The organism is Pseudomonas sp. FW305-25 (genome assembly GCF_017351415.1).
GTDB lineage: Bacteria > Pseudomonadota > Gammaproteobacteria > Pseudomonadales > Pseudomonadaceae > Aquipseudomonas > Aquipseudomonas chlororaphis.
Window position 1 is genome coordinate 264,637 of record NZ_JACNDE010000004.1, and the last position, 24,690, is coordinate 289,326.

The following is a 24,690-nucleotide window of genomic DNA, read 5'->3' on the forward strand; positions in this document are numbered from 1 at the left end:
CTGACCGGGAGGGTAAGTATGCTCGATGTGAATCGAGTGGTCCCTCAGTCAGCTTTTCGAAATCCAGATGGGGGAACAAGCGGGGGGAATAAAAACAGCCAGAAACGACAAAGCCCCTGAAAACTTTAACGTTTTCAGGGGCTTCGGCTACTTCAATAATGGCGGAGAGATAGGGATTCGAACCCTAGGTACCCGCGAAGGTACAACGGATTTCGAATCCGTCCCATTCGGCCACTCTGGCATCTCTCCAACGGCGCGCATCATAACAGCACCTTTGCCCGAAGCGAAGCCCCTCGGGCAAATTTTTTCCGTGCTATCAGTCGGTTGCGTCGATTACAGCGGTACGCCCAGACGGTTTGCGACTTCTTCGTAGGCTTCGATCACATCACCGAGGCCCTGACGGAAGCGGTCCTTGTCCATCTTCTTGCGGGTTTCCTTGTCCCACAGGCGGCAGCCATCCGGGCTGAACTCGTCGCCCAGGACGATCTGGCCGTGGAATACGCCGAACTCCAGCTTGAAGTCCACCAGCAGCAGGCCGGCGTCGTCGAACAGCTTGCTCAGGACTTCGTTGACCTTGAGCGACAGTTCTTTCATGCGTGCCAGTTGCTCGGCGGTGCCCCAACCGAAGGCCACGACGTGGGATTCGTTGATGAACGGGTCGCCCTTGGCGTCGTCCTTCAGGAACAGTTCGAAGGTGTAAGGGTTGAGCTTCAGGCCCTCTTCCACACCCAGGCGCTTGACCAGGCTGCCGGCGGCGTAATTACGCACGACGCACTCGACCGGAATCATGTCCAGCTTCTTCACCAGGCACTCGTTGTCGCCCAGCAGCTTGTCGAATTGGGTCGGCACGCCGGCCTCTTCGAGCTTTTGCATGATGAAGGCGTTGAACTTGTTGTTCACCATGCCTTTGCGATCGAGCTGCTCGATACGCTTGCCGTCGAACGCCGAGGTGTCGTTGCGAAACAGCAGGACCAGGCGGTCGGCGTCGTCGGTCTTGTAAACCGATTTGGCTTTGCCACGGTAGAGTTCTTCACGTTTTTCCATGATGGGCTCCGCTTGCTAAGTAGGTGGGCTAGGCGATGTGTCGCCAGTCGAGCCCTGAATCTTGATCGGCCAGTTGCAGCCAGTCCGGGTCGCACCCGAGGGTGTCGACAAAACATTGCCGGGCCAGCTGCGGCAGGTTGTTCTTGCTGCTGAGATGGGCCAGTACCAGATGCTGCAGGTCCTGCCAGCCCAACTCGGCCACCAGGCTTGCAGCCTGATGGTTGTTCAAATGTCCCATTTCCCCACCGACCCGCTGCTTGAGGAAATACGGGTAGTAACCTCGGGCCAGCATATCGCGGCAGTGATTGGCCTCGATCATCAAGGCATCCAGCCCGCGATAGCGGTCGATCACCGTGTTGCAGTAGGAACCCAGGTCGGTCAGCAGGCCAAAACGCCGCCGGCCGTCACTGAACACGTACTGCACAGGTTCCAGCGCATCGTGGGCGACGCGGGTCACGTCGATGCTCAAGGCACCGACCTGAAGCGTCTCGCCCCCAGTGAGAAAACCCGCGGCTTCCACCGGTTTGCGCATCCCGCGCAACGTGCCGCGACTGAGGTAGACCGGTAAATTGTAGCGCCGAGACAGCAAACCCACGCCATGCACGTGGTCGGCATGTTCGTGGGTTACCAGAATCGCGCTCAGCTGCGCGGGGGCTACCCCCAGGCGCAGCAGGCGCCGCTCGGTTTCGCGCAAGGAGAAACCACAATCCACCAGGACGTAGGTGTCGTCACTGGCTATCAGCGTGCCATTCCCTTGACTGCCACTGCCGAGAACGGCGAAACGCATCGGATCAGCCCAGGTTGTCCTGAATCACAGTCAAGACCTTGCGCGCCACTTCAGGCGGAGCAACGGTGTTGATGTCTTTCTCGACGGTGACCTGGACGTTGTCGCCCACCTTGCTCAGGCGAACCTGATAACGCTCGGCGCGGGCCTCGATTTCTTCCTTGGCCGGTGCGCTGCCGAACAACTTGCCGAAGAAGCCCGGCTCGTCGTTTTTCTTCTCGGCTTTTTCCGCCAGGTTGATGTAGTACAGGCCCAGGCTGCGGTTGATGTCTTCAACGCGCCACTCGCCCTGTTCCAGGGCACGGCCGACGCTCGACCAGGCGCGGTCGAGGTCTTCGCCGAGGTTGAGCACCACGTTGCCGCTGCCGTCTTCGGTGAGGCTGACACGGCTGGGGGTATCGAAATCACGCGCGGCCAGCAGGGAGACCGAACCGCCCTTCTCGGCGCTGCGGCTCATGCTGGCGAGCATTTCGTCGACCAGCGCGGCATCCAGGCTGGTGTTGACCGAGCGGTTGGTGAAATCGACGTTGGAGGTGCTGCCGACAGGACGTTCGGCGCTGACCACGTAGACTTCACTGGTATTGCGCTGCACGCCCGGCTCGATACGCACCCGCACGCGGGTTTCGTTATCGGCCGAACCTACGCTGCCCAGGCGCTTGGCCATGGATGCGGAGAGTTCGTCGGAACGCTGCCAGGCGGTGGTGAACTCGCCAGTTTGCGGACGTTGTTCGTCAATACGGAAACCGTTGTCCTGGAAGAACTGCATGGCCACCGGCCAGACTTCGGCCGGGGCGTGCAGGGCCATGACCCAACGCGCATCGCCGCTCTTTTGCAGGGTGTAGTCGCTGGCATCGGCCACCGAGCCCAACGGCTGCGGACGCGGCACGATGTATTCGCCCTTGACGGTGTCGTCGGCCACGTTGCGCGGAATCGGCAGCAGCGGATCGAGGCGTTTGGAGGTGCTGACATCCGACGGCAGTTGCATCGGTGCGGTCTGTTGCGCTTGCAGGTAATCGCTGCCGCGGTCACGGAAGTAGCCTTCCGGCCCCCAAATCCAACCGCAGCCACTGGTGCTGGAGATAATCAAGGCAAGTGCGGAAAGTCCGGCCAATCGCTTCATGCGTAGTACTTCCTCAATTAAACCAATACGCCGGACTGGCGCATGGCCTGCCGCAGCGGTTCGTGACAGGCAGCACTGAGCCAGGTGAGCGGCAGACGGATACCGTTCGCCATCAAGCCCATCTCGCACAGGGCCCATTTCACGGGAATAGGGTTGGATTCGATAAACAGAGTCTTGTTGAGCGGCATCAGCTTCTCGTGGATCGCCCGGGCGGTGGCGGCATCGCCACGCATCGCGGCGGCGCACATCTCGCTCATGGCTTTTGGCGCCACGTTGGCGGTCACCGAAATATTGCCCTTGCCACCCAGCAGGATCAGTTCGACGGCGGTTGCGTCGTCGCCGGAGTACACCAGGAAGTCGCTGCTCACACCGGCCAGGATGTCCTTGGCGCGCTGCAGGTCACCGGTGGCTTCCTTGATGCCGATGATGTTCGGCACGGTCGACAGGCGAATCACGGTCTCGGCCTGCATGTCGCAAGCGGTGCGGCCCGGCACGTTATAGAGGATCTGCGGGATATCGACGGCTTCGGCGATGGCACGGAAATGCTGATACAGGCCTTCTTGCGTCGGCTTGTTGTAATAAGGGGTCACCAGCAGGCATGCGTCGGCACCGGCGATCTTCGCATTGGTGGTCAGCTCGATCGCTTCGCGCGTCGAGTTCGCGCCGGTACCGGCGATCACCGGGATACGCCCTGCAACCTGAGCGACCACGCGACGAATCACTTCGATGTGTTCGTTCACATCGAGGGTAGCCGACTCACCTGTAGTGCCGACCGCCACAATGGCGTTGGTGCCCTCTTGCAGGTGGAAGTCCACCAGTTTGCTCAGGCTGTCCCAGTCGAGACGACCCTGTGCATCCATGGGTGTGACCAGTGCCACCATACTGCCCGCAATCATGCAACCGCTCCTGCCGGAAAAAGAGAGCGGTAATGGTACTGGCGCCAAGATGCTTGCACAAGCGAAGTACCGCGCTGCGAGCATTCCCCTGAGCGATGTATTTCGCTACCCTTCAGGCTTTGATCGGTACTGCTAAGCTTGTACGCCGGGTTCCAGCCTCCCTTTTCGGCATCCGAAGCCCCAATCCTGCGTTGCCGCCCTTCGCTCTCGCCTTTTATGGAGCTCGTCGCAACCTGGCGGTTCAGGGCTTCTGAAACCGCATCCGGACGTTTACCCAGTACTCAAGCCTGCAAAAGTATCGACCGCTCATCGCTTTAGGAATGCTGCATGTCCACCCCCACAGTCCGCGAACAATTCCTTGTCATCAGTGCCCTCGGCGCCAACCCCATGGAGCTGACCAACGTCCTGTGCCGCGCCAGCCATGAAAACCGCTGCGCCGTGGTGACCTCCCGCCTGACCCGCCATGGCGAGTGCAGTGCGCTGGTCCTGGAGGTTTCCGGCAGCTGGGATGCCCTGGCGCGCCTGGAGGCCGGCCTGCCGTCGCTGGCGAAGAAATACGCCTTCACCGTCAACGTGGTGCGCAGCGCGGCCCTGGAAAACCGCCCGCAGGCCCTGCCTTATGTGGCTTACGTCAGCGCCGCCTACCGCCCGGACATCGTCAATGAACTGTGCCAGTTCTTCATCGACCACCATGTCGAGCTGGAAAACCTGACCTGCGATACCTATCAGGCCCCGCAGACCGGCGGCACCATGCTCAACGCCACCTTTACCGTGACCTTGCCGGCCGGCACCCAGATCAGCTGGCTGCGCGATCAGTTCCTGGACTTCGCCGACGCAATGAATCTCGATGCGCTGATCGAACCCTGGCGCCCACAGAACCCAATGTAAGGAAGCCCCAATGGCCGTTGCCATCGACCAACCTGTTGCCCACTTCGAAGCCCCGGCCACCAGCGGTCAGACCGTCAGCCTGGCCGCGCTCAAGGGCAAGCAGGTGGTGATCTACTTCTACCCCAAGGACAGCACCCCGGGTTGCACCACCGAGGGCCAGGGCTTTCGCGATCAATACGCCGCGTTCAAGGCCGCCAACACCGAGGTGTTCGGCGTCTCCCGCGATGGCCTGAAGTCCCACGAGAACTTCAAGTGCAAGCAGGAATTCCCCTTCGAGCTGATCAGCGACAAGGACGAAGCCGTCTGCCAACTGTTCGACGTGATCAAGCTGAAGAAGCTCTACGGCAAGGAATACATGGGCGTCGATCGCAGCACCTTCCTGATCGACAAGAATGGCGTGCTGCGCCAGGAATGGCGTGGCGTGAAAGTGCCAGGCCACGTGGATGCGGTACTGGCTGCCGCGCAGGCGCTGAACAAGGCCTGAGCGCGGTAACCGACTAAAAGGTAACCGACTAAAAAAGGGGGGGCGGCTGATTCAGCCGCCCCCCCTTTTCATTTCCAGAGCAGGGCCGCTCTAGAGCAAGGGCGCCACAACCGGCTCCTTGCGCGGCCAGGCATCCAGTACCGCCTTGAACAGGGTGGCCAGGGGAATCGCGAAAAACACCCCCCAGAAGCCCCACAGCCCGCCAAACAACAGTACTGCACAGATGATCGCCACCGGATGCAGATTCACCGCCTCGGAGAACAGCAGCGGCACCAGCACGTTGCCGTCAAGGGTCTGAATGATCCCGTAGACCGCCATCAGATAGATGAACTGGTCGCTCCAGCCCCACTGGAACAAGGCAATCAGCGCCACCGGCACGGTCACCACCACCGCTCCGACGTAGGGCACCACCACCGAAATCCCCACCAGCAACGCCAGCAAGGCCGCGTAGTTCAGCCCCAGGGCCACGAAGGCGATGTAGGTCACCCCGCCGCAAATGACGATCTCGATCACCTTGCCACGAATGTAATTGGCGATTTGCCGGTTCATCTCCTGAGCCACCCGGGTGATCAGGGCCCGCTCGCGCGGCAGGTAACCGCGCACCCACTGGCTGATCATCGCCCGGTCCTTGAGGAAGAAAAACACCAGGATCGGCACCAGCACCAGATAGATCATGATGTTGACCAGCAGCGGCAGGCTGGACAGCGAGAAGGTCAGCGCCCACTGGCCGAACTTGCCGATCTCGCCGCGTGCCACCTCGATCGCCTGCAACACCTGTTCGTCGGACACCAGGTGCGGATAACGCTCCGGCAACAACAGAAGCAACGATTGCCACTTGGCGAGCATTCCCGGCAACTCGTTGAACAAGGTAATCAACTGATGCCACAACAGCGGCACGACGACCACGATGAACACCAGCAGCAGCCCCATGAACAAGGCAAAGACCAGGCCCACCGCCGCCCCGCCAGGCAAACGCCAGCGTTCCAACGTGAGCACCAGCCCCTGCATCAGATAGGCCAGCACCATCCCCGCCAACACCGGCGCGAGCATGCCGCCCAGGGTCAGCACCGCGGTGAAGGCCAGGAACAACAGAACGGCCAGTACCACGGCCTCTTCATCGGAGAAGTAGCGCTGAATCCAGTCGCGTAACACTTTGAACATCAATGATCCTTAGACAGAGGCGCGATGATTTCCGGGGCGGTTCAGGCCTTCTTCAGCCAGTAACGATAGACCCCAGCCTCGTCTTCCTCGCGAAGCAGGGTATGACCGGCCAAACGGGCAAAGGTGCGAAAGTCGCGCTGGGAGCCGGCATCCGTGGCGATCACCTTGAGCACCGCGCCGCTGGCCAGGCGATTGAGTTCCATCTTGGCCTTGAGCAGCGGCAGCGGGCAATTCAGTCCGCTGGCATCGAGCTCGGCGTCGTGGGCTACAGCATCAGTCATTGCGTCACTCCGGGAGGGTCGTCGAGGTGCCTAGAATATCTGGTCCAAGGCCTGGTGTCCGGCTACAGTAGACTCTTTGTCGACTAAGGCTTTGTGCATGACTTTTTTGCGCCCTACCCTGCTGACGCTCGCTTGCCTGCTCGCCTCACCAGGCTTCGCCGACGACCTGCCATCACTCGGTGACGCCAGTTCTGCCATTGTCTCGCCCCAACAGGAACACCAACTGGGCCGCGCCTGGCTGGCGTTGCTGCGCAGCCAGGTTTCGCAACTCAACGACCCGCAACTCAAGGATTACGTCGAAACCAGCGTCTACAAACTGGTCGAGACCAGCCAGGTCAACGACCGACGCCTCGAGTTCATCCTGATCAACAGCCCGCAGCTCAACGCGTTTGCCGCTCCCGGCGGGATTGTCGGGGTCAACGGTGGACTGTTCCTCAACGCCCAGACCGAAGGCGAATATGCCTCGGTGCTGGCTCACGAATTGGCGCACCTGTCGCAACGCCACTTCGCCCGTGGCGTCGAGGCTTCGCAACGCATGCAGGTGCCGATGATGGCCGCCCTGCTGGCCGGGATCGTGATCGCCGCGGCGGGCGGTGGCGACGCCGGGATCGCCGCCATTGCCGGCACCCAGGCCGCAGCCATCCAGGAACAACGGCGCTTCTCCCGGCAGAACGAGCAGGAAGCCGACCGCATCGGCATCCTCAACCTGGAAAAGGCCGGTTATGACCCGCGCTCCATGCCGACCATGTTCGAGCGCCTGATGCGCCAGTACCGTTTCGACGCCAAGCCGCCGGAGTTCCTGCTGACTCACCCGGTCACCGAATCGCGGATCGCCGACACCCGCAACCGCGCCGAACAGGCCAAGGCTGGCGGTAAGGAAGACAGCCTGCGTTACCAGCTGATTCGCGCACGAGTACAGCTGATCTACGAAGAGTCCCCTGGCATGGGTGCCAAGCGTTTCCGCGCCCAGCTCGACGAAAACCCGAAAAACGACATCGCCCGCTACGGCCTCGCCATCGCCCAGATCAAGGGCAGCCAGTTCAACGATGCCCGGGAAAACCTCAAGCAGCTGCTGGCCAAGCAACCTAACGACATCACTTACAACCTGGCCCAGATCGACCTGGATACCGCCACCAGCCGCTTTTCCGACGCCCAGGCCCGGGTGGATAAAATGCTTACGCAGTATCCGGGCAACTACCCACTGAACCAGGTCAGGGTCGACCTGCTGCTCAAGCAGAATCGCCCGGCGGACGCCGAAAAGGCCCTGGAAAGCCTGCTCAAGACCCGCTCCGACGATCCGGACGTCTGGTACTCGGTGGCGGAAACCCGTGGCCTGTCGGGCAATATCATCGGCCTGCATCAGGCGCGGGCCGAATACTTTGCCCTGGTCGGCGACTATCGCCAGGCGATCCAGCAGCTGGATTTCGCCAAACGTCGCGCCGGTAGCAACTTCCCCCTATCTTCACGGATCGATGCACGTCAGCGTGAGCTGATGGACCAGGAGCAGATGGTCAAGGACATGATGCGCTGAGCCCAACCGGCGCCCACAAAAAAAGCCCGCCTCTTTCGAGGCGGGCTTTTTATTGCGCGATCAATCCGCTACACGGATTACTCGGCCAGCTTGAAGGTAATGAAGCTGGCACGTCCCTGACGCAGAACCCGCATCGATACCGAACGGTTCTTCGGCAGCGCCTGGGCGATTTCAGTGAAGTTCTTGGTCGAAGTGATCGCCTGATTGTTCAGGTGAGTGATCACGTCGCCCGGCTGCAGGCCGATCAGCGCGGCTGGACCATCCTGAACTTCCTTGATCACCACACCGCCCTTGAGGTCGTAGGTTTTCTTCTGCTCATCGGTCAGCTCGACCACCGCCACGCCCAGACGGTTGCTGCTGCGCTCGGCACCGGACTTGCTAATGGCGTCCAGGGCCTTGTCTTCGTCCGGAATCGCACCAACGGTCAATTCGACGTTCTTGCGCTTGCCGTCACGAATCACTTCCAAATTGGCTTTCGCACCCGCCTTGAGGGCACCGACCAGATGCGGCAAGTCCGCCGACATGATGATCGGTTGACCGTTCATGCTCAGGATCACATCACCCACCTGCAAACCGCCCTTGGCCGCCGGGCCGTCGTCCTGGATCTGCGCCACCAGCGCACCGGCCGGTTTCTCCAGGCCGAAGGACTCCGCCAGGTCTTTGTTCACTTCCTGGATAACCACGCCCAGCCAGCCGCGGCTGACTTTGCCACCGGCTTTCAGCTGGTTGGAAACGTCCATGGCGACATCGATCGGGATAGCGAAGGACACACCCATGAAGCCGCCGGAACGGGTGTAGATCTGCGAGTTGATACCCACCACTTCACCGGCCAGGTTGAACAGCGGACCACCGGAGTTACCCGGGTTGATCGGCACGTCGGTCTGGATGAACGGCACATAGTTTTCGTTCGGCAGGCTACGACCGATGGCACTGACGATGCCCTGGGTGACGGTGTGGTCGAAACCAAACGGCGAGCCGATAGCCACTACCCACTGGCCGGCCTTCAGGTCCTGGGATTTGCCCAGCTTCAGCACCGGCAAGTCCTTGCCATCGATCTTCAGCAACGCCACGTCGGAACGCGGATCGGTGCCGATCAGCTTGGCTTTCAATTCGCTGCGGTCGGCCAGGCGGACAAGGATTTCATCCGCGTCGGCAATCACATGGTTGTTGGTCAGGATGTAACCGTCCGACGAAATGATGAAACCAGAACCCAGGGACTGGGCTTCACGCTGGCGATCACCCCGTGGCGAACGCGGCTGCGGCGGCATGCCACGCTCGAAAAACTCGCGCAGCATCGGCGGCAGACCTTCGAGGTCCGGCATCTGGGCGGAAACCTTGCGGTCCGGGAGCTTCTGCGTGGTACTGATGTTGACCACTGCAGGCGACGCCTGCTCGACCAGTTGTGTGAAGTCAGGCAAGTCCGCCGCCTGTGCGGTAACGGCCTGACCGAGCACCAGCACAGTAGCGAAAATGGAGAGATAGGATTTCAAACGTGGTATCGACATACGGCTCCCATTACAACGAGCGTGGTTAAGCGATAGGGACAAGAAATACCAGGCAACTCGCACAGTACTTTTGTCCCGGAAACGACAAACAAGGCCAGAACCTAGTGGCTCTGACCTATAAGAAAAAACAGGGGGTTTTGCAAATGAAAATGTTCACCGAACATTTAGATATCTCGATTGCAGAGCTGGCATTGCAGACCTCTTACACAACCAACATTAACGCTCGATGAACACCTGGGGCTGTACTCTCACTGCGTCTTGGGCGCAGCGGCGTCGGTACGCATCGACAAGGCGATCCGTTCGGCGGTACCGATAGGTATCTCACCCACCACCGTTACCATCATCTCGCCTTCAGGCGTGGTCAGGCGTCGGGAGACCGCCACGGTCGGACCCAGTTGAGTGCGGGTGTCAGTCACCGTCGCGCCATTGAGCGGCTCGAGGAACACCGAGAAGCGGGCCAGGCCATCGTCATACATCAGGCTGTTGACCATGGTCTTGGTGTCGGGATCTTTACGCGCACTGCTGCTGGTCAACTCGAAGCCTGGCGGCAGCCAGTCGGAATGCCAGGCCTGCGCAGCCTTCACCGCGGAGGCCTTGTCGCTGTCCAGGGCCACGGCCTTGCATTCGGCGCTGGCCTGCAGCTCGCTGTCCTTCGGCACATCCGCCGTATCCAGGCGAGTGAACTGGAAGCGCTCGAGCAACTGCCCCTTATCGTTCAACAGCAGCGATTTCAGCGGCAGGCCCGTCTCGCGGTCCAGATGCAATTCAAAACCATAACGGTGCTGGTCCCGCGGGGTCAGGGAAACAATGACCGCGGAACGCCCAGCCACACGCGACTTGCCGATGACGGCAAGGTCATACCAATTCTTGAGCTTTTCTGGATCGAGTGAGTGGGCCGAAGCGTTGGGGGCGTCCCCCAGTCCAGCCACCAGCGTACCGCTGACACATTGGGTACGCCCATCAACACGCACAACCTCTTGAGCGGAACCGTCGAGCTGAATCAGTCGCTCGCGGACCTGGCCATCCTGAACGCGATGCCAGATGTTATGGGTAGAAAAACTACCATTACGCTCGTAGACGAAAGTACCCTGAAAGCTTTGCTGCTGTTCGGCTTGCCCAAGACGTTTCAACCAATCCTGAGCTTCGTCGGCGTGGGCTGGAACAATGAACCAGCCACTGAGCAGAAGCGAGAGTAGAGGGATGGCGCGCATGATCCTCCTTAACGGTTTTCCAGGCTCGCCGCACGAGCGTAAGGCAGAGCGCTTTCAGTGCCCTTCAATGCAGCTTGTTGAGCATGCTGACGCAGGTAGCTTGGCAGACGCTGATCGTGCCAGCCTGGCTGACCTTGCAATACGCCGTTGGCCATAGGGCCAGGGGCTTCCGAACTCTCATTGTAGCCGGCCAATACAGCTGGGCCTTTTACTTGAGGAGCGGCCAGGGTTGGCTGGTTCGATTGCTGTGCCAGTTCGACACCAGCGATCTCGTCCTGGTTGTACAGGCGAACACCCGCCAATACGGCAACGGTCACCGATGCGGCAACAGCCAGGCGACCCAGGCTACGCCATGGACCACGAGTGGCCTTGGCCGGTACGGCTTCGTCAGCCAGCGCAGCAGAAACAGCCGCGGCGATGTCCAGACGCGGAAGCAGCAATTCCTTGTGCATGGCCGCCCGGGCGATCTGGTAACGAGCCCAGGTCTCACGGGTTTCCACTTCGTCGACGGCATTCAATACCCGACGTAATTCCAGTTCGTCCGCTTCGTTATCCATCACCGCGGACAGCGATTCCTGCAGGGCTTCACGACTCATGGCGGTTCCTCTCTTGGCTGTCGCCGCTGTCTCAGGTTTCCTGCAACAACGGCTGCAGGGCTTTGTCGATGGCTTCCCGAGCGCGGAAAATCCGGGAGCGCACGGTACCCACCGGACACTGCATGACGCTGGCAATGTCCTCGTAACTCAGACCATCGAATTCACGTAAAGTTAAAGCCGTACGCAAATCTTCTGGCAGTTGCTGAATGGTTCGATGGACGGTGCCTTCGATCTCATCCCGCAGCAATGCGCGCTCCGGTGATTCGAGATCCTTGAGGCCATGATCGCCATCGTAGAACTCCGCATCCTCGGAACTGACATCGCTATCCGGCGGCCGGCGGCCGCGCGAAACCAGATAGTTTTTCGCCGTGTTGATGGCGATACGATACAGCCACGTATAAAACGCACTGTCACCGCGGAAATTACCAAGCGCACGGTAAGCCTTGATAAAGGCTTCTTGTGCAACATCCTGGGCTTCATGGGTGTCGTGCACAAAACGCACGATCAACCCGAGAATTTTGTGCTGGTATTTCAGCACTAGCAGATCGAAAGCTCGCTTGTCGCCGCGCTGAACGCGCTCGACCAGCTGCTGATCCTCTTCCTGGGTTAGCATGAACACTCCTCGATAAGCTCGGAGGAGGCTTGCATAACTAAACGATCAGGCTTGCAAACATAGACTCGGGCTTTTCGCAAAAGTTCTCCCCCTCCAAGCAAGTTTCCTGCGGGCTCTGATTTGGCACGCACGAAAAACGCAGCGCGGGCAAGGCCGGCTGCGCGAATAATCCTGTCGTCGAATTGAGCTGCATGACCACGACACAAGTCCTGCATAAAACCGACGCTGTCCCTTCTATCAGGCAACCTTCTATTGAGTTTGGGGCCGTGTCAAAAGTTCCCAATCTTTATAGCCGTACAGAGCGGACATTGTGTAACCATGAAGAGAAAAAGGTTGCTACATCTTCGATACAGTCGCCAGCTCCCCGATTTGACGGAAAAATCGAGCCACCCATCACTGCCTCGCAAGACCGCCTTTCCCGCCTCCATAATTTCATAATGCCACGAAGGCACCGCTATTGTGCCGATCCCCCCCTCTATATACTAGTGGGCTGCATGGCTGCTTTGACTCGCCGATCCAGGCGTCTTGCGCCAACCCCGACCCGGGTCGCTTTTGAGCGGAATCTTCCAATGAGCCAACAGTTTCAACACGATGTTCTGGTGATAGGCAGCGGCGCTGCCGGTTTGAGCCTTGCGCTGACCTTGCCTGGTCATCTGCGCATTGCCGTATTGAGCAAGGGCGATCTCGCCAATGGCTCGACCTACTGGGCTCAGGGTGGCGTCGCGGCAGTGCTGGACGACACCGACACCGTCGAATCCCACGTCGACGACACCCTCAATGCCGGCGGCGGCCTGTGCCATGAAGACGCCGTGCGGTTTACCGTCGAACACAGCCGCGAGGCGATCCAGTGGCTGATCGATCAGGGCGTGCCCTTCACCCGTGACGAGCAATCGGGCAATGAAGACGGCGGTTTCGAATTTCACCTGACCCGCGAAGGCGGCCACAGCCATCGCCGCATCATCCATGCCGCCGATGCCACCGGCGCGGCCATCTTCACTACATTGCTGGAGCAGGCCCGGCAACGCCCGAATATCGAACTGCTGGAACAGCGGGTCGCCGTCGATCTGATTACCGAAAAGCGCCTGGGACTGGAAGGCGATCGCTGCCTCGGCGCTTACGTACTCAACCGCGCCACTGGCGAGGTCGATACTTACGGTGCGCGTTTTGTCATCCTCGCTTCCGGCGGTGCCGCCAAGGTCTACCTCTATACCAGCAACCCCGATGGCGCCTGTGGCGATGGCATCGCCATGGCCTGGCGCTCGGGCTGCCGAGTGGCCAACCTGGAGTTCAACCAGTTCCACCCGACCTGCCTCTACCATCCGCAGGCCAAGAGTTTCCTGATCACCGAAGCCCTGCGCGGCGAGGGCGCGCACCTGAAACTGCCCAACGGCGAACGCTTCATGCCGCGTTTCGACCCGCGTGCCGAACTGGCACCACGGGATATCGTCGCCCGGGCCATCGACCATGAAATGAAGCGCCTGGGTATCGATTGCGTGTACCTGGACATCAGCCACAAACCGGAAGCCTTTATCAAAAGCCACTTCCCGACCGTGTACGAGCGCTGCCTGGAATTCTCCATCGACATCACCAAACAGCCGATCCCGGTGGTACCGGCCGCGCATTACACCTGCGGCGGGGTGATGGTCGACCAGCAGGGCCGCACCGACGTTCCGGGCCTGTATGCCATTGGCGAAACCAGTTTTACCGGCCTGCACGGCGCCAATCGCATGGCCAGCAACTCACTGCTGGAATGCTTCGTCTATGCCCGCTCCGCGGCAGCCGACATTCTTGAGCAACTGCCGCAGATCGCCATTCCGATCGCCCTGCCCGCCTGGGACGCCAGCCAGGTCACCGACTCCGACGAAGACGTGATCATTGCGCACAACTGGGACGAATTGCGGCGATTCATGTGGGACTATGTCGGCATCGTACGCACCAACAAGCGCCTGCAACGGGCTCAGCACCGGGTCCGCCTGCTGCTGGACGAAATCGATGAGTTCTACAGCAACTACAAGGTCAGCCGCGACCTGATCGAGTTGCGCAACCTGGCCCAGGTCGCCGAGCTGATGATTCGTTCAGCCATGGAGCGCAAGGAAAGCCGGGGCCTGCATTACACCCTCGACTACCCGAACCTGCTGCCCGAGGCACTGGACACTATTCTGGTGCCGCCCACCTACGGCGACTGAACTTGAGCCGCACGCGCAGGCGCCGATGTACATCGGCCGCCTGCGCGTCCCGCGGCACACAGACCGACCTCACCCAGCGCTCACCCGGCAGGCGAAAACGCAACACCACCAGCAGCGGCAGCGCCAGGCTGTCAGGCCGCAGTTGCACCGGCCGCCAGCCCTGCCCGGCGCACCACAACTGCCAGCCATCGGCATTACGACGCAGACCGCTGAAAGCCGAGGGATGATTCAGCAGAATCCGCCGCGGCAACGCCCAGACTCCGTGACCCAGGCACAGCAGAACCCCGAGCAGACGGGCCCAGAGTGGAATATCGAGCATCAGCAAGGCGCCCAGCGCGAACAGCTGGGCCAGGAGATAGGCCGCCAGCAATTGCCTGGAAGGCTGCCAGCGGCATTCGAAGGCGTTACTTGGGTTGGACACGATCCAGGATCATGCGGACCATGCGTTGCAGCTCGGGATCTTCGGATTCGGAGCGTTCCATGAACCAGCCGAACATGTCCTGATCTTCGCATTCGAGCAGCCTGACGTAGCAGGCACGATCAACATCGTTCAGATGCGGATAGACTTCTTTCACGAACGGCACCAGCAACACGTCCAGTTCCAGCATGCCGCGGCGGCTGTGCCAGTAGAGGCGGTTCAATTCAACATCTTCGACCATGGAGCGCTCCTCAAATAGAGCGCAAGTATACAGCCCGACGGACACCAGAACAGTCGGCTTTGGTCGGTCACCACCCATCCTTTGTGAACTACCCATTTCAAGGGCGCCCCCTTATGATGTTCGCCAGACTTTTTACCCTGCGATGACCCATGGCTGATTCCGCTTTTTTCTGCTCCCTGTCCCACGAGGGCGTTCTCGCCGTCCGCGGCCCTGATGCCAGCAAGTTCCTTCAGGGCCAGCTGACCTGCAATCTCAATTACCTCAGTGATAGCCAATCCAGCCTGGGCGCCCGTTGCACCCAGAAAGGCCGCATGCAATCGAGCTTTCGCATCCTGCTCGAAGGCGATGGCTGCCTGCTGGCCATGGCCACCGAGTTGCTGGAGCCGCAACTGGCGGACCTGAAAAAATACGCCGTGTTTTCCAAGGCCAAGCTCAGCGATGAAAGTGCCCTGTGGGCGCGCTTCGGCCTGGGCAACGCCGATACCCTGCTGGCCGGTCTCGGGCTGGAACTGCCGCCGGAAGACGGCGCGATCACCCGCAGCGACGGCCTGATCGCCATTCGTGTTTCAGCGGACCGGACCGAGCTCTGGGCCCCCGCAGATAAAGCTGAGGTCCTGCGCGAACAGCTGACCGCGCAACTGCCCGAAGGCGACCTCAATCAATGGTTGCTGGGCCAGATCCGCGCCGGCATCGGCCAGGTCATGCCGGCCACTCGTGAGCTGTTTATCCCGCAGATGCTCAATCTGCAGGCCATCGGCGGCGTCAGTTTCAAGAAAGGCTGCTATACCGGCCAGGAAATCGTCGCGCGCATGCAGTACCTGGGCAAACTCAAGCGCCGCCTCTACCGCCTGGCCTTAAACGCCGAAGAATTGCCGGAACCCGGCACCCCGCTGTTCTCCCCGACCCACGGTAGCTCCATCGGTGAGGTGGTGATTGCCGCGCGTGCCGAACAAAACATTGAACTCCTGGCCGTACTGCAAGCCGAAGCTGCAGAGGATGGCAATCTCCATCTTGGTGCGCTCGAAGGTCCCGGGCTGCACCTGCTGGACCTGCCTTACCAGCTGGATCGCGATCGAGAAATCCAGCGCTGATTGCCGCAACTTCCTGCAATACCCCTAGAGAACAGAAATGAGTGAGCTGGCGGAAAAGGTCCAACAGGATTTGGTTGAGGCCATCGACAACGATGACCTGGTTCTGCCAACGCTACCGGAAGTGGCCCTGCAGATTCGCCGGGCCGCTGAAGATCCGGAAATCAGCGTCAGCACCCTGAGCAAAGTGATTGGCCGTGATACGGCGCTGTCGGCGCGCCTGATCAAAGTGGTCAACAGCCCCCTGCTGCGCGCCACCCAGGAAGTCACCGACCTGCACACCGCGATTACCCGGCTGGGCGTCAACTACAGCAGCAACCTGGCCATCGGCCTGGTCATGGAACAGATTTTCCATGCCCGCTCGGAGGTGATCGCGCAAAAGATGCATGACGTCTGGCGCAAAAGCCTGGAAGTGGCCGGAGTCAGTTATGCCCTGTGCCGCAGCCATACCCAGTTGAAGCCCGACCAGGCCGCCCTCGGCGGGCTGGTGCACCAGATCGGCGTGCTGCCGATCCTGACCTATGCGGAAGATCACTATGAGCTGCTGTCCGACCCGGTCAGCCTCAACCACGTGATCGAGCACATCCATCCGTTGCTGGGCGACAAGCTGCTGCAGGTCTGGGAGTTTCCGGAACAGCTGGCCAAGTTGCCGGGGCAGTACCTGGACTTCCAGCGCCAGTCCGCGCGCCTGGACTACGTCGATCTGGTGCAGATCGCCAGCCTGTATTGCCACAAAGACACCGACCACCCACTGGCGAAGATCGATATCCTCAGCGTGCCAGCCTTCAAAAAACTCGGGATCGACCCCGAGAACAAAGTGATGTGCAGCGATCTGACCGAGTCGCAGTCAATGTTCTATTGAATCAATGCTCTACTGAACCTGTGCCACAAGCCTCTAGCCCGCGTTAAAACTCACCCGCACCTTCAGACCCGCCTGCGCGCCATCGTGCAGGCTGATCTGCGCCAGATGGGCACGACAGATTTCACCGACGATCGCCAGGCCCAGGCCGGAACCGGCGACATGGGGGTTGCGTCGGTAGAAACGCTCGAATACCCGGTCGCGGTCCTCCAGGGGAATCCCCGGGCCGTCGTCCTCCACCTCCAGCACCGCCGGCGCGCTGACCCGCAGGATCACGTTTCCGCCCGGCTTGGTGTGGGCCAGGGCATTGTCCACCAAGTTGCTCAGCAGTTCGTTCAAGAGGGTTGGTTCACCGCGCAGCCACACCGGCTCATCGGCTTCCAGGGCCAGGGCGATACCCCGGGCGTGGGCCAAGGGCGCCATGGCCATGCCCAACTCGCGGGCCAACTGGCTGAGATCGAGCAATTGCGCGCCGCCCTCGGCAATCGCCCGGGCGCCGTTTTCGATCCGCGCCAGGGACAACAGTTGATTGGCCAGATGGGTCAGGCGATCGGTGCCCTGGGCGGCGCTTTCCAGGGTATTGCGCCAGGTCTCGGGCTCCGAGGCCCGCAGACCCAATTCCAGGCGCGCCTTCAACGCCGCCAGGGGGGTGCGCAATTCATGGGCGGCGTCGGCGATGAACTGCGCCTGACGCTCGAACTGGCCACGCAGTCGCTCGGTGAAGTGATTGAGCGCCCGCACCAGGGGCCACAACTCGCGTTGCACCTCGACCAGCGGTAAAGGCCGCAAGTCGTCGGGCTGGCGCTCCTCCACCGCGCTGCGCAAACGCTCCAGCGGACGCAACGCGGCGCTGACCGCGAACCACACCAGCAACAACGCACCGATGGCCAGCATGCCCAGGCGCAACAGGGTATCGGCCATCAGGCTGCGCGCCATGCGGACCCGCGCCTCGTCGGTCTCCGCCACGCGAATCTCCGCCATGCCGTTCATGTTCGGCTCGCTGACCGCCTTGAGCAGGCTCACCACGCGGACGTTCTGCCCTTGGTAAGTAGCATCGTAGAACCGCGCCAGCGCCGGATAATCGTCGGTGCGCGGCGTGCCCGGCGGCGGACCGGGCAGGTTTTCGTAACCGGAAATCAGCTTCTGATGGATATCGTTGACCTGGTAATAGATCCGCCCGGCACTGTCGTAGGCGAAGGTATCGAGGGCGACATAGGGCACATTGGCGCTCAGGCCACCGTCACGCTGGGACAAACCGGCAGCGATGGTCCGGGCCGAGGCCAGCAAAGTCCGATCGTAAGCCGTGTCCGCCGCCTCGCGGCCGTTCCAGTAGGCACTCAGGCCGCTGGCCAGCATCAGCACCACCAGCAGCAGCGCCAGGTTCCACAGCAGGCGCCAGCGCAGGCTGCTGGGCCTATGCATCGCGGCTTTCCAGCAGGTAGCCAAGCCCGCGGAAGGTGACGATGGCCACCGGTTGGCCGTCGAGTTTCTTACGCAAGCGATGGACATAGATTTCGATGGCGTCCGGGCTGGCCTCTTCATCCAGGCCGAACACCTGGGACGCCAGTTGCTCCTTGCTCATGACCCGACCCGGCCGGGCGATCAGCGCCTCGAGTACCGCCTGCTCGCGGGAGGTCAGGGTCAGCAGCTCTTCACCCAGGGTAAAGCGCCGGGTATCGAGGTCGTAGGCCAGCACCCCGCAGCGCTGTACTCGCTCACCGCCGAGCACGCTGCGCCGCAGCAGGGCCTTGACCCGTGCTTCCAGCTCGGTCAGTTCGAAGGGCTTGGCCAGGTAGTCGTCCGCCCCCAGGTTGAGGCCGTGGACCCGGTCCTTGACATCGCTGCGCGCGGTCAGCATCAGCACCGGCAGGTTCTTGCCCCGGGCACGCAGGCGCGCCAGCACTTCGAAACCATCCATGCGCGGCAGGCCCACATCGAGGATCGCCATGGCGTAATCCTCGCTGCCCAGGGCCAGGTCCGCGGCGACTCCATCGTGCAGCACATCCACGGTCAAACCCGTGCTCTTGAGCGCCTGGGCGACACTTTCAGCCAGCTGCAGGTGGTCTTCGACGAGAAGCACGCGCATGGATTTCCTACCTCGTTCAGGGGATCGACGGCATTTTTTATTGCCGCGGAGTTTACAGCCGGGACCGCTGCTGTGAAGCCCGAAAACCGTGAAAGTCTGCTGAAAGGTTAGCGAAAGGTTGGCCCTTTAGAGTCCTGTCACGGATTGTTTCGACTTCCGTGGCTACCCCCCGGTGGCATCCCGAAAAACGCCTCGAAGCGTTTTCGCCAATAAGAACAATAACGGAGTACAACACGATGCTGTCCATGCAGCCTCAGGCTTGCCAGCCTGTTCGTTTTTCCCGTCTCAGCCACACCGCCCTCGCCAGCGCCGCCGCCCTTGCCGGTTTCTCACCGATCAGCCAGGCCGCCTTCTTCGAAGACAGCAGCGCCACCCTCGAAACCCGCAACATGTACTTCAACCGCGATTTCCGCAGCGGCACCAGTGCCCAGCAATCCAAGCGCGACGAATGGGCCCAGGGCTTCATGCTCAACCTGCAATCGGGCTACACCGACGGCACCGTGGGCTTTGGCGTCGATGCGCTGGGCATGCTCGGCATCAAGCTCGACTCCAGCCCCGACCGCACCGGCACCGGCCTGCTGCCGACCCACGACGACGGGCGCGCCGCCGACGAGTACTCCAAAGTCGGCCTGACCGGCAAAGTGAAAATCTCCGCCACCGAACTGAAGATCGGCAGCCTGATCCCGGAACTGCCGACCATCAAGCCCAACGACGGGCGCATCCTGCCGCAGACCTTCGAGGGCGGCCTGCTGACCTCCAGGGAAATCAAGAACCTGACCTTCACCGGCGGCCGCCTGGAGAAAGCCAAGGATCGCGACAGCACCGACTTCGAGGACATCGCCCTCAACAACAAGAACAGCCGCTTCGCCGGCACCGTCGCCGGCAAGCACTTCGACTTCGGCGGCCTGGACTACAAGTTCACCGACAAGATCACCGGCAGCTACCACTTCGCCCAGCTCGCCGAGGTCTACAACCAGCACTTCTTCGGCCTGCTCGCCTCGCAGCCGATGGGCCCGGGCACCTTCGCCACAGATCTGCGCTTCGCCGTCAGTGACGACCAGGGCCAGGCCCGCGGCGGCAAGATCGACAACAAATCCCTCAACGGCCTGGTGAGCTACGCCCTGAACGGGCATAAACTCAGCGCCGGCTACCAGCACATGTCCGGCGACAGCGCCTTCCCCTACCTCGACGGGGCCGACCCGTACCTGGTCAACTTCGTGCAGATCAACGACTTCGCCGGCGCCGAAGAACGCTCCTGGCAAGCCCGCTACGACTACGACTTCGGCAAGCTCGGCATCCCCGGCCTGACCTTCATGACCCGCTACCTGAGCGGCGACAACATCGCCCTGAAAAACGGCGATACCGGCAAGGAATGGGAACGCAACACCGAGATCAAGTACGTGGTGCAAAGCGGCACCTTCAAGGACGTCGCGGTGCGCCTGCGCAATGCCACCTACCGCTCCAACTATTCAGCCCGCGATGCGGATGAAGTGCGCCTGCTGGTGAGCTACAGCCTGGCGCTCTGGTAATCGACCGACCTTGGGCAGGCGCCACGCCGGCCAAGGCCCCTGGCATGCAACACACAACAACAACTCCTGTGGAGACAAGCATGAACCCATCACTGCGTAAATTGGCCCTCGCCGCCGGCTGTATGCTGTTCGCCGGTCAACTGCTCGCCGCCGCCAGCGCCGAACCCAAGCGCCCGGAATGCATCGCCCCGGCCTCCCCCGGCGGCGGTTTCGACCTGACCTGCAAACTGGCGCAGAGCGCGCTGGTCAACGAAAAGCTGCTGACCAAGCCGATGCGCGTGACCTACATGCCCGGCGGTGTCGGCGCGGTGGCCTACAACGCGGTGGTGGCCCAGCGCCCTGCCGACGCCGGCACGCTGGTGGCCTGGTCCAGCGGTTCGCTGCTGAACCTGGCCCAGGGCAAGTTCGGCCGCTTCGATGAAAGCGCGGTGCGCTGGCTGGCCGCGGTCGGCACCAGCTATGGCGCCATCGCGGTGAAGAGCGACTCGCCGTACAAGACCCTCGACGACCTGGTCAAGGCGCTGAAGAAAGACCCGAGTTCGGTGGTGATCGGCTCCGGCGGCACTGTCGGCAGCCAGGACTGGATGCAGACCGCGCTGATCGCCAAGGCCGCCGGGATCAACCCGCGCGACCTGCGCTACGTGGCCCTGGAAGGCGGCGGCGAAATCGCCACCGCGCTGCTGGGCGGGCACATCCAGGTCGGCAGTACTGACATTTCCGACTCCATGCCGCACATCCAGAGCGGCGACATGCGCCTGCTCGCGGTGTTCTCCGACAAGCGCCTGGACGAGCCGGAAATGAAAGACATCCCGACCGCCAAGGAGCAGGGCTACGACATCGTCTGGCCAGTGGTGCGCGGCTTCTACCTCGGGCCGAAGGTCAGCGACGAAGACTACGCCTGGTGGAAAGACGCCTTCGACAAGCTGCTGGCTTCCGAAGAGTTCGCCAAGTTGCGCGACCAGCGCGAACTCTTCCCGTTCGCCATGACCGGGCCAGAACTGGACGCCTACGTGAAGAAACAGGTGGCCGACTACAAGACCCTGGCCAAAGAGTTCGGCCTGATCCAGTAATCGCCTCTGTCTAGCGGCCCTGCCCCTTTCGCGGGGGCGGGGCCCAGGAGTTTCCCATGCTCTTACAACGCCTTTTCGCCTCGCTGCTGCTCCTGGTCTGCCTGGGCCTGGCACTGATGGCCTGGCCCTACCAGGCCGCCTTTTCCTACGAACCGGTCGGCCCGCGCGCCTTTCCCCTGCTGATGCTCGGCCTGATGGGCCTGGCGCTGCTGTACATGGTGTTTCGCCCGGCGCCGATCAAGCACAGCGAAGACGAGCCGCCACTGGACCGTGAAACCCTGACCAAAATCAGCATCTGTGTGCTCCTGCTGCTGATCTTCGCCGGTCTGTTCGAACCCCTGGGCTTCATTCTCAGCAGCATCCTGATCGGCATTCCGATGGCGCGCCTGTACGGCGGCCGCTGGGTGCCCAGCGCCGTGGTCACCACGCTGATGGCCATCGGTCTGTATGTGCTTTTCGACCGGGTGATGGACGTGCCACTGCCCCTGGGCCTGCTCGACGTTCTGGAGAACTGATATGGATACGCTTGGCTATTTGGGCCAGGGTTTCGGCGTCGCGCTGAGCCCCTACAACCTGGTCACCGCCCTGACCGGGACCCTGATCGGCACCGTGGTCGGCCTGCTCCCGGGCCTGGGCCCGATCAACGGCGTAGCACTGCTGATCCCGATCGCCTTCGCCCTCGGCCTGCCACCGGAGTCGGCGCTGATCCTGCTGGCGGCGGTGTACCTGGGTTGCGAATACGGTGGCCGGATCAGTTCGATCCTACTGAACATCCCGGGCGAAGCCTCCACCGTGATGACCACCCTCGACGGCTACCCGATGGCGCGCCAGGGCCTGGCGGGGGTGGCTCTGTCGCTGTCGGCCTGGAGCTCGTTCATCGGCGCCTTCATCGCCACCTGCGGCATGGTGATGTTCGCCCCGCTGCTGGCGAAATGGGCGATCGCCTTCGGCCCGGCGGAGTACTTCGTGCTGATGGTGTTCGCCATTGTCTGCCTCGGCGGCATGGCCGGCGATCGTCCGATCAAGACCTTTATCGCCGCGCTGATCGGGCTGTTCCTGTCGTCGGTCGGCATCGACGCCAACAGCGGCGTGTACCGCTTCACCGGCGATAACATCCACCTCACCGACGGCATCCAGTTCGTGGTGCTGGTACTGGGCTTGTTCTCCATCAGCGAGATCCTGTTGCTGCTGGAAAAAACCCATCGCGGCCAGGAAGCGGTGAAAGCCACCGGGCGCATGATGTTCAACTTCAAGGAAGCGGCGTCGGTGTTCGTGGTGAACATCCGTTGCGGCCTGCTGGGCTTCATCATGGGCGTCTTGCCGGGTGCCGGCGCGACCCTGGCCAGCGCCGTGGCCTACATGACCGAAAAACGCATCGCCGGCGCCAGCGGCAAGTTCGGCCAGGGCGACAAGCGCGGCCTGGCGGCACCGGAAACCGCAATTGGCGCCTCGGCCTGCGGCGCCCTGGTACCGATGCTGACCCTCGGCGTCCCGGGTTCGGGCACCACCGCGGTGATGATCGGCGCCCTGTCGCTGTACAACATCACCCCGGGCCCGCTGCTGTTCCAGCAGCAGCCGGACATCGTCTGGGGCCTGATCGCCTCGTTGTTCATCGCCAACATCATGCTGGTGATCCTCAACATCCCGATGATCCGCGTCTTCACCCGCATCCTCGCCGTGCCGAACTGGGCCCTGGTGCCGGTGATCGCAATCATCACCGGGATCGGCGTCTACGCGGTGCACGCCACCACCTTCGACCTGTTCCTGATGGTCGGCATCGGCATCTTCGGCTACATCCTGCGCAAGCTGGATTTCCCGCTGTCGCCAGTGTTGCTGGGCTTTATCCTCGGCGGGTTGATGGAGCAGAACCTGCGCCGCGCGCTGTCAATCTCCAACGGCGCGATGGAAATCCTCTGGTCCAGCCCGATCACCGTCGGCGTCTGGGTGCTGACCGTGATCATGCTGCTGATGCCGATGATCCGCATCTGGCGCAAGCGTTCGGCCCTGCAACGCGCCGTGGCCGATGTCTGAGGCCAGCTTCAAACAGTGGTGGGGTACGCCCCTGGTCGGTCTGGTCGGCGGTTACCTCGCCAGCCAGATCGGCTGGCCGCTGCCGTGGATGGTCGGCTCGTTGCTGGCGATCATCCTGGTGCGCTGCCTGACGCCCTGGCAACTGGGGGAAATCCCCGGCGGCCGCAAATGCGGGCAATGGGTGGTGGGGATCGGCATCGGCCTGCACTTCACCCCGGTGGTGATGGAGCAGGTCATGAGCCACTTCGGCCTGATCTTCTTCGGTGCCCTGGTCACCAGCCTGTCCAGCGTGGTCGGGGTCTGGCTGCTGCGGCGCACCGGTGAGGACCGGGCCACCGCGTTCTTCTCCAGCATGCCGGGCGGCTCCGGCGAGATGGTCAACCTCGGCGCGCGCAACGGCGCGGTGCTCAGCCGCGTGGCGGCCGGGCAGAGCCTGCGGGTGCTGGTGGTGGTCTTGTGTGTACCGGCGGCCTTCAAGTACCTGCTCGGTGAAGGTGTGCCCCAACTGCATCCGGCCAGCGTCGATTGGCGCTGGCTGGCCGTATTGTTTCCGGCGGGCGCCCTGCTCGCCTGGCTCTGGCAACGCCTGCGCCAGCCCAACCCCTGGCTGTTCGGGCCGCTGCTGGTCAGCGCCGCGGTCAGTATCGGCTGGGACCTGCATATCGGCCTGCCGGACGGCGGCAGCCAGATCGGCCAGTGGCTGATCGGCAGCGGCCTGGGTTGTCACTTCAATCGCCAGTTCTTCCGTCGCGCGCCCTCATTCATGGGCCGCACCCTGATCGGCACGGCGCTGACCATGCTGATCGCCAGCCTCGCGGCCGTGGCCCTGAGCGCCTTGACTCATCTGGACTTGCGTTCGCTGACGTTGGGCATGATGCCCGGCGGCATCGCGGAAATGAGCCTGACGGCCGAGACCCTGCAACTGTCGGTGCCGCTGGTGACGGCGATGCAGGTGATGCGCTTGCTGTTCGTGCTGTTTCTGGCCGAGCCGCTGTTCCGGCATTGGGACAAGAAACCGGACTGAAGCCGGTCCCCTGTAGCCGCTGCCGCAGGCTGCGATCGACCCCG

Annotated in this window: 25 protein-coding genes and 1 tRNA gene; 11 read left to right on the top strand and 15 right to left on the bottom strand. The window is 62.0% G+C overall.

Annotation, left to right across the window (positions count from 1 at the left end):
• Window positions 1–159: 159 nt before the first annotated feature.
• From J4E58_RS06480 to dapA, 5 genes are all read right to left on the bottom strand, one after another.
• Window positions 160–249, bottom strand: a tRNA-Ser gene (locus tag J4E58_RS06480).
• An 84-nt stretch (window positions 250–333) separates the two neighbouring features.
• On the bottom strand, window positions 334–1,044 hold the full coding sequence (gene purC, locus J4E58_RS06485; RefSeq protein WP_007930242.1) for a phosphoribosylaminoimidazolesuccinocarboxamide synthase: 711 nt from the start codon (window positions 1,042–1,044) through the stop codon (window positions 334–336).
• Window positions 1,045–1,072: 28 nt separating this feature from the next.
• Window positions 1,073–1,831 (bottom strand): MBL fold metallo-hydrolase, encoded by a 759-nt coding sequence (locus tag J4E58_RS06490; protein WP_087089082.1) that lies wholly within the window; start codon window positions 1,829–1,831, stop codon window positions 1,073–1,075.
• A 4-nt stretch (window positions 1,832–1,835) separates the two neighbouring features.
• The gene (gene bamC / locus J4E58_RS06495) at window positions 1,836–2,948 is read right to left on the bottom strand and encodes an outer membrane protein assembly factor BamC (protein ID WP_087089083.1); all 1,113 of its coding nucleotides are present in this window, start codon (window positions 2,946–2,948) and stop codon (window positions 1,836–1,838) included.
• Window positions 2,949–2,965: 17 nt separating this feature from the next.
• Entirely contained in the window at window positions 2,966–3,844 is an 879-nt protein-coding gene (gene dapA, locus J4E58_RS06500) for a 4-hydroxy-tetrahydrodipicolinate synthase (RefSeq protein ID WP_009042590.1), read from the bottom strand.
• A gap of 327 nt (window positions 3,845–4,171) precedes the next feature.
• Between dapA and J4E58_RS06505 the strand changes: the two genes are divergently transcribed.
• Both J4E58_RS06505 and J4E58_RS06510 read left to right on the top strand, forming a co-directional pair.
• A complete protein-coding gene (locus J4E58_RS06505; protein ID WP_007930238.1) occupies window positions 4,172–4,732 on the top strand; it encodes a glycine cleavage system protein R in 561 nt (186 codons plus the stop codon).
• Between the two features lie 10 nt (window positions 4,733–4,742).
• Window positions 4,743–5,216, top strand: a complete 474-nt coding sequence (locus J4E58_RS06510; protein WP_007930237.1) for a peroxiredoxin — start codon at window positions 4,743–4,745, stop codon at window positions 5,214–5,216.
• A 90-nt stretch (window positions 5,217–5,306) separates the two neighbouring features.
• Here the strand turns inward: J4E58_RS06510 and J4E58_RS06515 are convergent, their stop codons facing one another.
• Complete coding sequence (locus J4E58_RS06515) at window positions 5,307–6,377, bottom strand: AI-2E family transporter (protein WP_007930236.1); 1,071 nt, start codon at window positions 6,375–6,377, stop codon at window positions 5,307–5,309.
• Window positions 6,378–6,418: 41 nt separating this feature from the next.
• A complete protein-coding gene (locus J4E58_RS06520; protein ID WP_007930235.1) occupies window positions 6,419–6,658 on the bottom strand; it encodes a sulfurtransferase TusA family protein in 240 nt (79 codons plus the stop codon).
• Window positions 6,659–6,755: 97 nt separating this feature from the next.
• Between J4E58_RS06520 and J4E58_RS06525 the strand changes: the two genes are divergently transcribed.
• Entirely contained in the window at window positions 6,756–8,189 is a 1,434-nt protein-coding gene (locus tag J4E58_RS06525; protein ID WP_087089085.1) for a M48 family metalloprotease, read from the top strand.
• 77 nt (window positions 8,190–8,266) lie between these two features.
• On the opposite strand, the gene J4E58_RS06530 is transcribed toward J4E58_RS06525, so the two are convergent.
• From J4E58_RS06530 to rpoE, 4 genes are all read right to left on the bottom strand, one after another.
• A complete protein-coding gene (locus J4E58_RS06530; RefSeq protein ID WP_087089087.1) occupies window positions 8,267–9,694 on the bottom strand; it encodes a DegQ family serine endoprotease in 1,428 nt (475 codons plus the stop codon).
• Between the two features lie 248 nt (window positions 9,695–9,942).
• Entirely contained in the window at window positions 9,943–10,905 is a 963-nt protein-coding gene (locus tag J4E58_RS06535; RefSeq protein ID WP_087089090.1) for a MucB/RseB C-terminal domain-containing protein, read from the bottom strand.
• Between the two features lie 8 nt (window positions 10,906–10,913).
• A complete protein-coding gene (locus J4E58_RS06540) occupies window positions 10,914–11,501 on the bottom strand; it encodes a sigma-E factor negative regulatory protein (protein ID WP_007930231.1) in 588 nt (195 codons plus the stop codon).
• Window positions 11,502–11,532: 31 nt separating this feature from the next.
• The gene (rpoE, locus tag J4E58_RS06545; RefSeq protein WP_007930230.1) at window positions 11,533–12,114 is read right to left on the bottom strand and encodes an RNA polymerase sigma factor RpoE; all 582 of its coding nucleotides are present in this window, start codon (window positions 12,112–12,114) and stop codon (window positions 11,533–11,535) included.
• Window positions 12,115–12,683: 569 nt separating this feature from the next.
• On the opposite strand from rpoE, the gene nadB reads away from it, so the two are divergent.
• On the top strand, window positions 12,684–14,300 hold the full coding sequence (gene nadB, locus J4E58_RS06550; protein WP_009042585.1) for an L-aspartate oxidase: 1,617 nt from the start codon (window positions 12,684–12,686) through the stop codon (window positions 14,298–14,300).
• Here nadB and J4E58_RS06555 read toward each other — a convergent pair.
• Complete coding sequence (locus J4E58_RS06555) at window positions 14,269–14,721, bottom strand: protein YgfX (RefSeq protein WP_085530065.1); 453 nt, start codon at window positions 14,719–14,721, stop codon at window positions 14,269–14,271. The genes nadB and J4E58_RS06555 overlap by 32 nt on opposite strands.
• Window positions 14,705–14,959 carry a succinate dehydrogenase assembly factor 2 gene (locus J4E58_RS06560; protein ID WP_007930227.1) on the bottom strand — a complete coding sequence of 85 codons (255 nt, stop codon included), beginning with the start codon at window positions 14,957–14,959 and terminating at the stop codon, window positions 14,705–14,707. Before J4E58_RS06560 ends, J4E58_RS06555 begins: the two co-directional genes overlap by 17 nt.
• A gap of 149 nt (window positions 14,960–15,108) precedes the next feature.
• Here J4E58_RS06560 and J4E58_RS06565 point away from each other — a divergent pair, with 149 nt between their 5' ends.
• Both J4E58_RS06565 and J4E58_RS06570 read left to right on the top strand, forming a co-directional pair.
• On the top strand, window positions 15,109–16,050 hold the full coding sequence (locus tag J4E58_RS06565) for a folate-binding protein YgfZ (protein ID WP_087089092.1): 942 nt from the start codon (window positions 15,109–15,111) through the stop codon (window positions 16,048–16,050).
• 37 nt (window positions 16,051–16,087) lie between these two features.
• Entirely contained in the window at window positions 16,088–16,909 is an 822-nt protein-coding gene (locus J4E58_RS06570; RefSeq protein WP_087089094.1) for an HDOD domain-containing protein, read from the top strand.
• A gap of 33 nt (window positions 16,910–16,942) precedes the next feature.
• Here J4E58_RS06570 and J4E58_RS06575 read toward each other — a convergent pair whose 3' ends face one another.
• A complete protein-coding gene (locus tag J4E58_RS06575; protein ID WP_007930222.1) occupies window positions 16,943–18,328 on the bottom strand; it encodes a sensor histidine kinase in 1,386 nt (461 codons plus the stop codon).
• On the bottom strand, window positions 18,321–18,992 hold the full coding sequence (locus tag J4E58_RS06580; protein WP_007930220.1) for a response regulator: 672 nt from the start codon (window positions 18,990–18,992) through the stop codon (window positions 18,321–18,323). The genes J4E58_RS06575 and J4E58_RS06580 overlap by 8 nt, the downstream gene beginning before the upstream one ends.
• Window positions 18,993–19,228: 236 nt before the next feature.
• Here J4E58_RS06580 and J4E58_RS06585 point away from each other — a divergent pair, with 236 nt between their 5' ends.
• The 5 genes from J4E58_RS06585 to J4E58_RS06605 all read left to right on the top strand — a co-directional run bounded on the left by J4E58_RS06585 (window position 19,229) and on the right by J4E58_RS06605 (window position 24,646).
• On the top strand, window positions 19,229–20,521 hold the full coding sequence (locus tag J4E58_RS06585) for an OprD family porin (protein ID WP_009042579.1): 1,293 nt from the start codon (window positions 19,229–19,231) through the stop codon (window positions 20,519–20,521).
• Between the two features lie 80 nt (window positions 20,522–20,601).
• Window positions 20,602–21,591, top strand: a complete 990-nt coding sequence (locus J4E58_RS06590; RefSeq protein ID WP_023968150.1) for a tripartite tricarboxylate transporter substrate binding protein — start codon at window positions 20,602–20,604, stop codon at window positions 21,589–21,591.
• Between the two features lie 56 nt (window positions 21,592–21,647).
• The gene (locus J4E58_RS06595; RefSeq protein ID WP_007930215.1) at window positions 21,648–22,106 is read left to right on the top strand and encodes a tripartite tricarboxylate transporter TctB family protein; all 459 of its coding nucleotides are present in this window, start codon (window positions 21,648–21,650) and stop codon (window positions 22,104–22,106) included.
• Between the two features lies 1 nt (window position 22,107).
• Window positions 22,108–23,622, top strand: a complete 1,515-nt coding sequence (locus J4E58_RS06600; RefSeq protein WP_007930213.1) for a tripartite tricarboxylate transporter permease — start codon at window positions 22,108–22,110, stop codon at window positions 23,620–23,622.
• Window positions 23,615–24,646 carry an AbrB family transcriptional regulator gene (locus J4E58_RS06605; protein WP_087089096.1) on the top strand — a complete coding sequence of 344 codons (1,032 nt, stop codon included), beginning with the start codon at window positions 23,615–23,617 and terminating at the stop codon, window positions 24,644–24,646. Before J4E58_RS06600 ends, J4E58_RS06605 begins: the two co-directional genes overlap by 8 nt.
• The last annotated feature ends 44 nt before the right edge of the window (window positions 24,647–24,690 follow it).

Excerpts from the sequence above, each read along its gene's own strand:
- J4E58_RS06515 (WP_007930236.1), bottom strand. The coding sequence starts at position 6,377 with ATGTTCAAAGTGTTACGCGACTGGATTCAGCGCTACTTCTCCGATGAA.
- J4E58_RS06570 (WP_087089094.1), top strand. The coding sequence starts at position 16,088 with ATGAGTGAGCTGGCGGAAAAGGTCCAACAGGATTTGGTTGAGGCCATC.
- J4E58_RS06525 (WP_087089085.1), top strand. The coding sequence starts at position 6,756 with ATGACTTTTTTGCGCCCTACCCTGCTGACGCTCGCTTGCCTGCTCGCC.
- J4E58_RS06605 (WP_087089096.1), top strand. The coding sequence starts at position 23,615 with ATGTCTGAGGCCAGCTTCAAACAGTGGTGGGGTACGCCCCTGGTCGGT.
- J4E58_RS06595 (WP_007930215.1), top strand. The coding sequence starts at position 21,648 with ATGCTCTTACAACGCCTTTTCGCCTCGCTGCTGCTCCTGGTCTGCCTG.
- J4E58_RS06530 (WP_087089087.1), bottom strand. The coding sequence starts at position 9,694 with ATGTCGATACCACGTTTGAAATCCTATCTCTCCATTTTCGCTACTGTG.
- J4E58_RS06575 (WP_007930222.1), bottom strand. The coding sequence starts at position 18,328 with ATGCATAGGCCCAGCAGCCTGCGCTGGCGCCTGCTGTGGAACCTGGCG.
- bamC (WP_087089083.1), bottom strand. The coding sequence starts at position 2,948 with ATGAAGCGATTGGCCGGACTTTCCGCACTTGCCTTGATTATCTCCAGC.
- purC (WP_007930242.1), bottom strand. The coding sequence starts at position 1,044 with ATGGAAAAACGTGAAGAACTCTACCGTGGCAAAGCCAAATCGGTTTAC.
- J4E58_RS06505 (WP_007930238.1), top strand. The coding sequence starts at position 4,172 with ATGTCCACCCCCACAGTCCGCGAACAATTCCTTGTCATCAGTGCCCTC.
- dapA (WP_009042590.1), bottom strand. The coding sequence starts at position 3,844 with ATGATTGCGGGCAGTATGGTGGCACTGGTCACACCCATGGATGCACAG.
- J4E58_RS06510 (WP_007930237.1), top strand. The coding sequence starts at position 4,743 with ATGGCCGTTGCCATCGACCAACCTGTTGCCCACTTCGAAGCCCCGGCC.
- J4E58_RS06520 (WP_007930235.1), bottom strand. The coding sequence starts at position 6,658 with ATGACTGATGCTGTAGCCCACGACGCCGAGCTCGATGCCAGCGGACTG.
- J4E58_RS06535 (WP_087089090.1), bottom strand. The coding sequence starts at position 10,905 with ATGCGCGCCATCCCTCTACTCTCGCTTCTGCTCAGTGGCTGGTTCATT.
- J4E58_RS06590 (WP_023968150.1), top strand. The coding sequence starts at position 20,602 with ATGAACCCATCACTGCGTAAATTGGCCCTCGCCGCCGGCTGTATGCTG.
- J4E58_RS06560 (WP_007930227.1), bottom strand. The coding sequence starts at position 14,959 with ATGGTCGAAGATGTTGAATTGAACCGCCTCTACTGGCACAGCCGCCGC.
- rpoE (WP_007930230.1), bottom strand. The coding sequence starts at position 12,114 with ATGCTAACCCAGGAAGAGGATCAGCAGCTGGTCGAGCGCGTTCAGCGC.
- J4E58_RS06580 (WP_007930220.1), bottom strand. The coding sequence starts at position 18,992 with ATGCGCGTGCTTCTCGTCGAAGACCACCTGCAGCTGGCTGAAAGTGTC.
- J4E58_RS06565 (WP_087089092.1), top strand. The coding sequence starts at position 15,109 with ATGGCTGATTCCGCTTTTTTCTGCTCCCTGTCCCACGAGGGCGTTCTC.
- J4E58_RS06540 (WP_007930231.1), bottom strand. The coding sequence starts at position 11,501 with ATGAGTCGTGAAGCCCTGCAGGAATCGCTGTCCGCGGTGATGGATAAC.
- J4E58_RS06600 (WP_007930213.1), top strand. The coding sequence starts at position 22,108 with ATGGATACGCTTGGCTATTTGGGCCAGGGTTTCGGCGTCGCGCTGAGC.
- J4E58_RS06490 (WP_087089082.1), bottom strand. The coding sequence starts at position 1,831 with ATGCGTTTCGCCGTTCTCGGCAGTGGCAGTCAAGGGAATGGCACGCTG.
- nadB (WP_009042585.1), top strand. The coding sequence starts at position 12,684 with ATGAGCCAACAGTTTCAACACGATGTTCTGGTGATAGGCAGCGGCGCT.
- J4E58_RS06585 (WP_009042579.1), top strand. The coding sequence starts at position 19,229 with ATGCTGTCCATGCAGCCTCAGGCTTGCCAGCCTGTTCGTTTTTCCCGT.